This window comes from Paraburkholderia sp. (assembly GCF_035656215.1).
Lineage (GTDB): Bacteria > Pseudomonadota > Gammaproteobacteria > Burkholderiales > Burkholderiaceae > Paraburkholderia.
Map to the genome: position 1 here is coordinate 1 of NZ_DASRSY010000293.1, position 11107 is coordinate 11107.

The following is an 11107-nucleotide window of genomic DNA, read 5'->3' on the forward strand; positions in this document are numbered from 1 at the left end:
CCTGTGGCTGTTGCCGTTATGGGATATCGTATCGTTTTCGATTTTCGTGGCGAGTTTCTGGTCCTCGCGCGTGATCTGGCGCGGTTTCAGTTTCAAGGTGGATGGCGACGGCCTGTTGTCGGTGGCTCAGGACGGATTGGCGGATGAACAGCAGGTTGGGTAAGCAATGATGCGTGAGTACTTGCAAGAGCGTAGAGAGGGCAATGCAGCAAATGTGAAGCACGCGCGAAGGGTGGCCGCGTGATGAAGCATCTCGGCCGTGTCGCCGCGCTTGCCGGCCTGCTCGTGTCACTGTGGCTGGTCTGGCAGGACAATCCTGGCGCCGTGCTCGGCGCACTGCGTGCCGCGGGTGCCGGCCTCTTGCTGGCGGCGATCGCGCACGTGCTGCCGATGATCGCCAATGCCTGCGACTGGCGCTCGCTGATTCGCGGCGCGAACCGGCCCAGCATTGCCAATATGCTGCATCTGGTCTGGGTGCGCGAATCCGTCAATAGCATGTTGCCGGTGGCGCGTATCGGCGGCGAGGTGGTGTCGTTCCGGATGCTCAGGCGCTGGGGCGTGCGGCCGTCTACGGCGGTCGGCAGCATCATCGTCGATATGCAACTCACGGTGATCAGCCAGCTGCTGTTCACGATGGTCGGTATCGGTTTTCTGTTCGCGCATGCGCACTCCGACACGCTGCGGCTCGCCGGGCAATTGGCGTGGGGCGTGGTGGTGCTGACGCCGCTGCTGGTGCTGTTCGCACTCGTGCAGCATGCCAGTCCGTTCGAGCGCATCACGCGCGCGCTGAATCGTATGACGAGCGGCAAGCTCGCCGCGCTCGTCGGACAATCGGCTCAGATCGATCAGGCTATCAAGCTGATCTGGCGCCGGCGCGGCGCGGTGCTTCGCTATCTGTTCTTCTGGCAACCGCTGCAGTGCTTCCTGACGTCGCTCGAAATCTGGCTCGCGCTGTACTTTCTCGGCGTTCACGTCACGCTGGTCGAAGCGGTGGTGATCGAATCACTGATCCAGGCAATCAGCAGCGCGGCTTTTTTCGTGCCGGGCGGTCTGGGTGTGCAGGAGGGCGGTTTTATTCTGATCGGCGGCGCGCTGGGTCTCGATCCTTCCATCTGCCTCGCGCTCGCCGGTGCCCGACGCATTCGTGATCTGGTGATCTTCGTGCCCGGACTCATTGCGTGGCAGTTTGCCGAATCGTCGAATCGCGAGCCCAAACGGGTGGAGCGTGCAGAACGGGTAGGGCGCACGGGTGTTGGCGAAGCGAGTCAGCGCTAGTGCGGTCTCAGTCCTCTCCCGCATAAGCAGGAAACGACACTTCCACCGCGAGGCCGTGCTCGCCGATACCCGTTCCGAGATGCAGGTCCGCACCGAAATGCTCGGCGATCCGCGCGACGATCGAGAGGCCCAGCCCGCTGCCGGTGGCGTGATTGCCGGTCGCGCGGAAAAACCGGTTCGTGAGGCGCGCGAGATCGCCGGGCACGACGCCGGGGCCATCGTCGCGCACGGTGAGCTGCACCCGGCCGACTTCATATTGCACGGCCACTTCGACGTTGCCGCCGTCGCGTCCATACTTGATTGCGTTATCGAGCAGATTGTCGAGCAGGATGCCGATGAGTACGGGCTCCGCATTGATCTCGGCGCGCATCTCGCCAGTGAGCGTCACGCGAATGTTCTTCTGCTGCGCATTGCGTTCGTTGGCGAGCAGCGCGTCTTTTGCCACCGCTGCGGGCCGAAGGGGCGCGGTGGAGAGTTTTTCATGCACGTCCAGACGCGCGAGCAGCAGCAACTGCTCCGCGAGCCGCGCGCTGCGATCAACGCCTTGCACCACGCGTTCCATCGCCAGCCGCTGTAATGCCGTATCCGGTTCGGCCAGCGCGACCTGTGCCTGCACCTTGATGGCGGCAAGTGGCGTCTTCAGTTCATGGGCGGCGTCGGCGGTGAACGCGCGTTCGCGCTCGATGGAGTGCCGCAAGCGCGACAGCACCAGATTGATCGCGTCGACGAGTGGCCGCACCTCAGTCGGCGCCCGGCCGATGTCGACCGGTTCCAGCCGGTTGATGTCCCGCCCGCGAATGGCGCCGGAGAGAACCTTGAGCGGCGCCAGACTCCAGCCGATGCTGAACCACACCAGCAGCGCCAGCACCGGCAGCGCAATGAGCGTCGGGCGGGCGATCCGGCTCGCGACGCCGCTTACCAGGTCGCTGCGCGTATTGGCCGGCTCGAATACGCGCACCGTGTTGCCGAGCGCGGTGTCGCGCAAAGTGAACGTGTGCCATACCTGACCACCCAGCGTCATGTTTTGCGCGCCGCTTGCGGATGGTACGGGTAGATCCCACGCCTTTAGCGCGCGCAATTGCGGGCTGCCCGCCAGCACGTCGCCGTTCGCGCTGCGCACCTGGAATAGCGCGTCGCGCGGCAAGGAATCGTCGTCGTCGCTGTCGTTCGCGCCGGCTTCGCCGCCTTCTTCTTCTTCGCGCAAATCGATGCGCGCATTGGCCAGTGTGGTCAGATTGCGTTCATCGAGCAGCGCGAGAATTTGCGCGATCTCCGCGAGGCGCGCCGCTTCCCATTCGCCGACTTCGCGCTTGGCCTGACGATAGCTCGATATCAGCGCGATACCCCAGATCAGCACGATGCTGGTCAGGACCAGCAGCATCAGGCGGCGGCGTATGGATGCCGACATTATGTTTTCTCTATCACGTAGCCAATATTGCGCACTGTTCTGATCAGCTTGGCGCCGAGTTTTTTTCGCAGATTGGACACGTGCACCTCGATCGCATTACTTTCGATTTCTTCCTGCCATCCATACAAACTCTCTTCGAGTTGCGAGCGCGACTGGGGGATGCCCTGATTGGTCAGCAGTTGCATCAGGATCGCCCATTCACGCGAGGTGAGGGGCACGCGTGCATTGCTGATTTCGACTGTTTGCGCGACGGGATTGACCGTCAGATCCTGGTAGCGGATCACTTCAACGCTGCGCCCTTGCGCGCGACGCAGCAAGGCCCGGCAACGGGCAATCAGCTCAGTCAGGTCAAAGGGCTTGCCGAGGTAGTCGTCGGCGCCGGCTTCCAGGCCGTCGACGCGATCCACCACCGTGCCTCTCGCGGTCAGCACCAGCACCGGCACGTCCTTGCCGGCGTCGCGCAGCCGTTTCAGCAGTTCCATACCCGATACCCTGGGTAAGCCGAGATCGAGCAGTACCAGCGCATAGGCGGTGGTGTCGAGCGCGAGACCGGCCTTGTGGCCGTCGCGAGCCCAATCGACGGTGAAACCGGCTTGACGCAGTCCTGCTTCGATGCCGTAGCCGATCAGGTCGTCGTCTTCTACGAGGAGTACGCGCATGGGGGAGAAATTCCGTTCGATGTCTATTGCATGGCGGTGACAGATTTTAAGCAAACACTGGACCGTACGCCCGAAGTGTAACGGTCATGTTCATGACACGCTTTATACCTCTTTCTTCCTTAAGGTTTCCTTCAGCTTGAATCGCTAGTATCGACCGTCAACAGATCACTGTCGCGTGGCCGACATGAGCACGCGAAACTACGTCGTGTTGTCAGATCATCGCAACTTAATCGTAAGCACATCGATGGAATGTACGGTCGGCGCTTTTGTCGGCACGTTCTCGCGGCGAATCGCGCCGCTGCACGTCACCGCGCGTTCCTTCATGTCACGAGACCAAGCCATGAAGCGAGTCACCGTCGATATGCTGCGCGCCCATCTAATGGCGGCTACGCTCACGGCCATGGGAGCTGAAGTGCTCGTATTGCTGGCACTCCTGGTGTTGCCGGTTTCCCAGCAGGTTTTCAGTTCCACAAGGTTTCAGTTGCTTGCTCTCGCGCTGATCGTGAGTGGGGTCATCGCGATGCGCCAGGTCGCGCACACCGCTTTCGACCTCGCCATTCAGGGCCGCCGCGCAACCCCTGCCGGCCGGCCCATTCTGATTGAAGCGGATTGTCCGCGGCGCTGGTTCGTCATTCTTCATCTGCGCTGCACGGGCAGACCGTTCGTGCTGGCCGGGCACTAACGGACGCAGGCGATGGCAGCGCACGCATTGACGGCATGTCAGTTGCTTTTGTTGTTCGGCTGCGTCTCGGCGTCGTTCTATGCGATGTTGGCTGCCGTGGCCATGCCGTTCTTCGCGGTGCGCCGCGTGCGGACCGCGAGTGGTGCCGTCCGGGCTTCCCATCCTCTGCCTACTTTTGCGAATGTCGGTGTCAGCGTGCTCAAGCCGCTGTGCGGCGCCGAGCCGCGTCTCTACGAGAATCTCAGAACCTTTTGCGATCAGCGCCATGGGCATTTTCAGCTCGTGCTCGGCGTGTCGTCGCCGGATGATCCCGCCATTGCCGTGGTGCGCCGTTTGCAGGCCGCTTATCCGATGCGCGATATCGAGCTCGCGGTCGATACGCGCGTGCACGGCAGCAATCTCAAGGTCAGCAATCTGATCAACATGGCGGAGCGGGCGCGTTATGACGTGATCGTGATTGCGGATAGCGACATTGCAGTCGAAGCCGATTATCTCGACACCGTGGCGGCTCCGCTCGCCGATCCGCGCGTGGGCGTGGTGACCTGTCTCTACGTGGCGCAAGGCGTCGGCGGCTTCTGGCCGAGGCTCGGTGCGCTATTCATCAACGAGTGGTTCGCACCGTCTGTGCGCGTCGCGCATGCGGCGGGGTCGCGCCGCTTCGGTTTCGGCGCGACCCTCGCTTTGCGCCGCGCGACGCTCGAGCGCATCGGTGGTTTCGACGCGCTGAAAAACTGTCTCGCGGACGATTACTGGCTTGCCGAACACGTGCGCGCGCTCGGCCTTCGCACGGTGCTTTCGCGCGTGATGGTAGCCACCGATGTCATCGAGCCGACTTTCTCCGCCTTGTGGCAGCGCGAGACGCGCTGGCTGCGCACAATCCGCTCGGTGAACCCGCTTGGCTTTGCATTTTTGTTCATCACGTTCCCGACGCCGTGGCTCTTTGTTGGCGCGTGGCTCACCGGCCGCCTCGCACACGGCCCGTTCGACGGCGTGCACTTGTGGGCGGTGCTGGCGAGCGTCGCCAGCACCGCGGCCGGTTTTGCCGCGCGCATGCTGCTGCATCTGCGTGCCGCGCGTCATGAACGTACTTTCTGGCGTGACTTGCCGCTTGTGCCGTTGCGCGATACCTTGCTGGTATTCCAATGGCTCGCGGGCGCGTTCGGCTCGCATGTAGTGTGGCGTGGCGCACGCGTGCCGGTCGAGGCGTCTGCGTCGATGACGCAGGGTGCAACGTTGGCCGTAATGGATGTCATGGAGACTTCGGATGGCGGCTAAGCCATGCGGGCTGATCGTCACCGCTGACGATTTCGGCCTGCATCCACGGGTGAATCTGGCGGTCGAGCAGGCGCACCGGCACGGCGTATTGACGGCTGCGAGCCTGATGATCGGTGCGCCTGCCGCGGACGATGCGGTGGCGCGTGCTCACGCACTCCCGGCGTTGCGGGTCGGCCTGCATCTCGTGCTGGCCGATGGCGACGCGGTTACGCCGCGTGCGGGGATTGCGGCATTGCTTGACGAGCACGGCCGCTTTGGCGACAACATGGTGCGGGACGGGGTACGATTTTTCTTTTTGCCGCATGTTCGAAAACAGTTGGCGCGAGAAATTCGCGCGCAGTTCGAGGCTTTTGCGAAGACGGGGTTGGCGCTCGATCACGTCAACACGCACAAGCATTTTCATTTGCATCCGACGGTGCTGGGTTTGATTCTGGAGATCGGCCGCGAGTATGGGATGCGGGCGATGCGATTGCCGTTCGAGGCTAGCGCGCCGCTGTGGTTGCGGCCGTGGATCTCAAGGGTGCGGGCGAGGCTGGATCGGGCTGAGATCGTGCATAACGATTATGTTGTTGGGATTGCTAATAGTGGGCGGATGGATGAGGCGGTATGGCTTGCCGCGCTTGCCGATTTGCCCAACGGGGTGGGGGAGATTTATTGCCATCCAGCCTTTGCAGGCGATAAGGTTTTGACGCATGGGATGCGGGATTATCGGCATGCTGAGGAGTTGGAGGCGCTCTTGTCGGTGAGGGTTGCTGATGCGATTCGAGATTTGGGTGTCCGGGTCGGGGGGTTTGGGGATGTGCTGAAGGTGTGATGGTTTTTTTGCCTGCGCGGCGCTTGTTGTCTGTGTTTTTGTGGCGTTGGCCTTTCCTTGAATTCTTATTGGATTATTAGCGTCGCCCCTGTGCGGGGCAGGCACCTACTTTTCTTTGCATGCCGCAAAGAAAAGTAGGCAAAAGAAAGCGGCTCACACCGCTAATTCTTAAGTGGGTCCCTCGCGCAGTTGCGGCAGTGGAGCATCTGGAATCTGTGCCCTCGCACATTTCGCGTTCGTGACAAGGCTGTCATGCTTCCCGCCTCGCACTGCGTGCTCGCCGGAAGGGTGCGCTAAAAACCGCCGGATTTGTTTTGCTGGGGCGGGGGCCATCGGCGTCGCCTTGGTCATAAGCTGAAAACGCCGGATGGCCGTGGAAGTGCCGCCGGGCGCACTAGCGGCTAGCCACCACTTGCGCACCCCTAACGCCCGAAGCTCCTGTCGACCCAATGAAGAAGCAGTGAGCGCGGCGATAGCTGGTGGTTTGCCGAATTTCCTCCATGCGCCGGCAACAACAGCACGCAGTTTGAGGGGGGCGGGGCATCGACAATAGCGCGCGATTTGATGAACTACCGCTGCGGCGCGCGCAGCGCCGCCGGAAGTATGACGCCCTTGTCACCAAGGTCGAATGTGCGAGGGCACGGATTCCAGATGCACCACTACCGCCACTGCGCGAGGGACCCGCTTAAGAGCTAGTGGTGTGAGCTGCTTTCTTTTGCCTACTTTTCTTTGCAGCAGGCAAAGAAAAGTAGGTGCCTGCCCCGCACAGGGGCGACGCTAATAAACCAACAAGAAAACAAGGAAAAGCCAACACCATAAAAACACAGACAACAAGCGCCGAGCATCCAAACACATCAAGAAAAAAACCCCAACACCACAGGCAAAAAACCAAGCGCCGCGCAGGAAAAAAACCTACTTTATATAACCTCCCTCATCAACAACTTCAAAACCACAGGCAACAACAACAACACCAACGGCAACTGCACAATCAACCCAGAAATAATGGCAACCGCCAAAGGCTGCTGCATAGCCGACCCTTGCCCGAGGGCAAAAGCCAACGGTAACAGCGCCAGAATAGCCGCAATAGTAGTCATGGCAATCGGCCGCAACCGATTCCGCCCAGCCGCGATCAGCGCTTCCTCAAACCCGACACCTTCATCCCGAATCAGCCCCTGCAACTCGGATACATAAAAAATCGCCACTTCAGTCACGATACCGATAATCATCGTCATCCCCATCATCGCGGAGATGTTCAACTCGATCCCGGTAATCCACAACCCAATAAACACCGCGCCCGCCGCAAGCAACGGCATCGCCATCACCGCCAGCGCAACGCGAAAGCGCTCGTACAGAAACAGCAGCAAGCCAAACACCAACGCAATCGCGGCACCGAACACGCTCAACAAACCCTTGAAGGCAATCTGTTGTTGCTGGTACAAACCACCCAACTCGTAATACACACCGGTCGGCAACAGGCTCTTGTCGCTCAGCGCCTTCTGTACGTCCGCGATTGTCGAGCCGAGATCGCGGCCATCGATTCGCGCCGTCACGGCCACCATCCGTTTGAGGTTGTCGCGGCTGATTTCCGGCTGGCCAGTCACCGTCACCTGATCGGCGACACGATTCAGCGCGAACAGATGGCCGTCCGGTGCGCGAATCTGCAATTGCCCCAGTTGCGTATCGGTTAGCTTCAGTGCGCCGGCCACGCGCACCCGCACACCCACCGTCTTCGGCCCGGTCTGAAATTGCGTCGCTACATTGCCTTCCACCATGTCGGAAACCGCCTGCGCAATCGACTGCGGGTCCATGCCCTCGGCCGCCGCGGCCTCGGACCGGATGTGCAGTTCGAGCGCGTCGCCGGCAGGGTTGATGCCGTCGTTCACGTCCACCACGCCCTGAATCTTGCCGATCTGCGCGGCTACCTTGCGTGCGGTAGTGTCGAGCGTGTTCTGGTCGTCGGAGTAGATCTTGATCTGGACCGGCTGTGGCACCGCGGTCAGATCGCCGATCAGATCTTCCATCAATTGGGCGAGTTCGATATTCACGCCCGGCACCTGCGTCTCGATCTTCGAGCGGATCTCTTCCATCACTGTTTCGATCGGCTCACGGCCGCTCGATTTCAGCCGCACGAAGAAGTCGCCCTTGTTGGGCTCGTTCAGATCGCCGCCGAGACCGGCGCCGGTGCGGCGCGAGTAAGTTGCGACGTTCGGATTTGCGCGGATGATGCCTTCTATCTGCTTCATCAACCGGTCGGTTTCGGTCACGGACGTGCCCGGGTCGGTGTGATAGTCGAGCACGAAACCGCCTTCGTCCATGCTCGGCATGAAACCGCTGCCCACCCGCGTGAACGCGAACGCAGCCACCACGATCAGCGGCAGCAGGCCGAGCAGAACGAGGATCGGGCGTGCCGTCACGCGCTCGATCAGAAAGCCGTAGCGCCGGTTCATCCATGAAGCAAAGCGGGTTTCCTTGTGCTCCTCGGCGTCCTTCGGTTTTAGCCAGCGGTCGCATAGAATCGGCACCGCGAGCCAGGTGACGAGAAACGAAATGAACAGGGCGCTTGCCATCGTCACTGAGAGCGCCTTGAAGAAGGCGCCCGTCACGCCAGACAGAAACGCGAGCGGCACGAAAATGATCAGCGTCGCTGCCGACGAACCGGCAAGCGGCCGCGTGAATTCGAGTGCCGCCGCCATCACGCGGCCGTGGAACTGGTGCGCACCACCTTCGCGCATGCGTCGCACGATGTGTTCGATCATCACAATCGCGTCGTCGATCACGAGGCCGACCGCGGCGGCCATCCCGCCGAGCGTCATGATGTTGAAGCCCATGCCGAACACGTCCAGCAGCAGGATCGTGGCGGCCATCACGACCGGCACCAGCGCGACCGCAATCGCGGTGATTTTCCAGTTGCGCAGGAAGGCAAACAGTGTGAAAGCGGCCAGCACCACGCCGATCATGATCGCGTCGCGCACGCTGGTCGCCGAGGCGACAACCAGTTCGCTCTGGTCGTACCAGTTCGAAAGATGCACGCCCGCCGGCATCTGATGCTGGAAGTCGGCGAGCTTCGCACGGATTGCCTTGGCCATTGCCACGCTGTTCGCGCCCGGCTGCTGGTAGACGTTGAGCAGCACGGCGTCCTGGCCGTCGGCGGTGACGCGCATCCATTGCGGCACGACGCCCTGACGGACCGTCGCGATGTCACCGAGGCGGATTTGCGTCGCGCCATTGGCCGACACCACCACGTTGCGCAGTTCATCGAGTTGCGTGATCGTGCTGTTGGCGATCACGAGGTACAACTTGTAGTGATCCTCGATGCGGCCCGTGGCCATCAGCACGTTGCTCGCGCCGATTGCTTTCGATACATCGGAAAGCGAGAGCTTGTAGGCGGCGAGGCGCGCCGGATCGATCGCGACTTCGAATTCGTCCTGGGCGCCACCTGTCACTTCGACGCGCGCCACGCCTTCCACTGACGACAACAAGGGGCGCATCTGGAACTGCGCAAGATCGTGCAACGCCGACAGCGACTGCTGTTTCGACGTCAGGCTATACGCGAGCACCGGAAACACGGTCGGGTCCATGCGCCGCACCTGCATCGAGGTGCCTTGCGGAAGCGTCGCGAGGATTTCGCTGATTGCCGACTGCGCCTGCAACGTGGCTTGCGCCATGTCGGTGCCCCAGTCGAAATTGATCGAGATTGCCGCCGAACCGCGGCTCGTGGTCGATTCGACGTCGCGTACGTTCGGCACGCGACGCAGCGCTTCTTCGACCGGCATCGTGACGAGCGTCGCCATCTGTTCGGCGGGGCGGTCACCCGCGTCGAGCGAAACGACGGCGCGCGGAAACGCGACGTTCGGGAACAGCGAGATCGGCAGACGAAACGCGGTCAGTGCGCCCGCGATCGCCAGCAACGCGATCACGAACAGCAACGAGCGCCGGTGCTTCTGCATCCATTGACCGAAATTCATCGCGGCGCGCCTCCACCAGAGCGCACCGCCATGCCGTCCTTCAACTCATAGTTGCCGCTGACGACGACGCCTTGCGCGCCGTCGATCGAACCGTCCACGCCGTAGCGGTCGCCGTTTTCGACCTGCGTGACCACTGCCACGCGGCGCGCCTTGTTTTGCTGCGTGATCTGGAATACGTACGCGCCTTTGTCGTCTTTCAGTACGGCGGCACGCGGTACGACCCAATGTGTGCCGCTGCGCGTCGCGATATCGGCGCTGACACGCGTGCCCGGAATAAACGCGCTCTGTCCGAGCGGGACGTTCGCGCCGACGTTGACGAGCTGGCTCGGTTGATCGACCGACGCTCCGACCAGCACCACACGGCCATCCGTCGCGGCCTTTGCGAGCGAGGTGGACAAGCCGTGCAGGGTGACCGTGTCGCCGGCATGGATAGCGGGGACGTCCGAGGGCTCGACGCCGAGCATGACGTTCGCGCGCGCGTCCTTGCCGCTACCGCCGGCCAGTTGCAGGATCGCGGCGCCGGGCTGCAGCTGATCGCCCTGTGCCGCCGATACCTGCAACACCACGCCGTCGATCGGCGCCGCGATGACCTTGTTGCCACTCGCGACACCCGTCTGATTCTGCGCGACGAGCGCCTGTTGCGCGTCCTCGACGGCCTTGCGCGCGGTGGCGAGTTGCGATTGCGTGGCAAGCCCTTTGTCGTACAGCGATTGCGTGCGCGCAAGTTCGCCTTGTGCCAGCGTCACGGCGCTTTTTGCCTGCGTGGCGGCGAGCACTGCGGCAGGGTCGGCTTGCACGACAAAAAGCGGTGTGCCGCGTGTCACGCTCTGCCCGGCTTGCACGCGTATCTGCACGATACGCGCGACGTACGGCAGATTGACGGTGGTCAGATTCGACGCGGACGCCGCGACGATGCCATACGCACGTACCGGTTGCGCGATGACGGCGCGCTGCACGCGTACAGTCTGCACGGATACGACGGATGGGTCGGCTGCATCGACGCCCGCGGGCGCACTGGCTGCGCTGGGC

At 62.2% G+C, this 11107-nt stretch carries 8 protein-coding genes; 4 read left to right on the forward strand and 4 right to left on the reverse strand.

What is annotated here, in order from left to right:
* The first annotated feature begins 243 nt into the window (after positions 1 to 243).
* Positions 244 to 1275: a flippase-like domain-containing protein gene (locus VFE81_RS16405; protein WP_325045614.1), complete on the forward strand. Its 1032-nt coding sequence runs from the start codon at positions 244 to 246 to the stop codon at positions 1273 to 1275.
* Between the two features lie 7 nt (positions 1276 to 1282).
* Here VFE81_RS16405 and VFE81_RS16410 read toward each other — a convergent pair whose 3' ends face one another.
* Both VFE81_RS16410 and VFE81_RS16415 read right to left on the reverse strand, forming a co-directional pair.
* Positions 1283 to 2683 (reverse strand): ATP-binding protein, encoded by a 1401-nt coding sequence (locus VFE81_RS16410; protein WP_325045607.1) that lies wholly within the window; start codon positions 2681 to 2683, stop codon positions 1283 to 1285.
* The gene (locus tag VFE81_RS16415) at positions 2683 to 3342 is read right to left on the reverse strand and encodes a response regulator transcription factor (protein WP_325045608.1); all 660 of its coding nucleotides are present in this window, start codon (positions 3340 to 3342) and stop codon (positions 2683 to 2685) included. The genes VFE81_RS16410 and VFE81_RS16415 overlap by 1 nt, the downstream gene beginning before the upstream one ends.
* 184 nt (positions 3343 to 3526) lie before the next feature.
* Here VFE81_RS16415 and VFE81_RS16420 point away from each other — a divergent pair, with 184 nt between their 5' ends.
* Genes VFE81_RS16420 through hpnK form a run of 3 tightly spaced genes read left to right on the forward strand, consistent with a single transcriptional unit; the run spans position 3527 to position 6113 of the window.
* Positions 3527 to 4024 carry a hypothetical protein gene (locus tag VFE81_RS16420; RefSeq protein WP_325045609.1) on the forward strand — a complete coding sequence of 166 codons (498 nt, stop codon included), beginning with the start codon at positions 3527 to 3529 and terminating at the stop codon, positions 4022 to 4024.
* Positions 4025 to 4036: 12 nt separating this feature from the next.
* Positions 4037 to 5299, forward strand: a complete 1263-nt coding sequence (gene hpnI / locus VFE81_RS16425; RefSeq protein WP_325045610.1) for a bacteriohopanetetrol glucosamine biosynthesis glycosyltransferase HpnI — start codon at positions 4037 to 4039, stop codon at positions 5297 to 5299.
* Positions 5289 to 6113 (forward strand): hopanoid biosynthesis-associated protein HpnK, encoded by an 825-nt coding sequence (gene hpnK / locus VFE81_RS16430; protein ID WP_325045611.1) that lies wholly within the window; start codon positions 5289 to 5291, stop codon positions 6111 to 6113. The genes hpnI and hpnK overlap by 11 nt, the downstream gene beginning before the upstream one ends.
* A gap of 917 nt (positions 6114 to 7030) precedes the next feature.
* Here hpnK and VFE81_RS16435 read toward each other — a convergent pair.
* Together VFE81_RS16435 and VFE81_RS16440 are read right to left on the reverse strand one after the other, a co-directional pair.
* Positions 7031 to 10078 (reverse strand): efflux RND transporter permease subunit, encoded by a 3048-nt coding sequence (locus tag VFE81_RS16435; RefSeq protein WP_325045612.1) that lies wholly within the window; start codon positions 10076 to 10078, stop codon positions 7031 to 7033.
* A partial coding sequence (locus VFE81_RS16440) for an efflux RND transporter periplasmic adaptor subunit (RefSeq protein ID WP_325045613.1) occupies positions 10075 to 11107 on the reverse strand: 1033 nt, incomplete at its 5' end. The genes VFE81_RS16440 and VFE81_RS16435, both read right to left, overlap by 4 nt.

Excerpts from the sequence above, each read along its gene's own strand:
- hpnI (WP_325045610.1), top strand. The coding sequence starts at position 4,037 with ATGGCAGCGCACGCATTGACGGCATGTCAGTTGCTTTTGTTGTTCGGC.
- VFE81_RS16435 (WP_325045612.1), bottom strand. The coding sequence starts at position 10,078 with ATGAATTTCGGTCAATGGATGCAGAAGCACCGGCGCTCGTTGCTGTTC.
- VFE81_RS16410 (WP_325045607.1), bottom strand. The coding sequence starts at position 2,683 with ATGTCGGCATCCATACGCCGCCGCCTGATGCTGCTGGTCCTGACCAGC.
- VFE81_RS16420 (WP_325045609.1), top strand. The coding sequence starts at position 3,527 with ATGAGCACGCGAAACTACGTCGTGTTGTCAGATCATCGCAACTTAATC.
- hpnK (WP_325045611.1), top strand. The coding sequence starts at position 5,289 with ATGGCGGCTAAGCCATGCGGGCTGATCGTCACCGCTGACGATTTCGGC.
- VFE81_RS16415 (WP_325045608.1), bottom strand. The coding sequence starts at position 3,342 with ATGCGCGTACTCCTCGTAGAAGACGACGACCTGATCGGCTACGGCATC.
- VFE81_RS16405 (WP_325045614.1), top strand. The coding sequence starts at position 244 with ATGAAGCATCTCGGCCGTGTCGCCGCGCTTGCCGGCCTGCTCGTGTCA.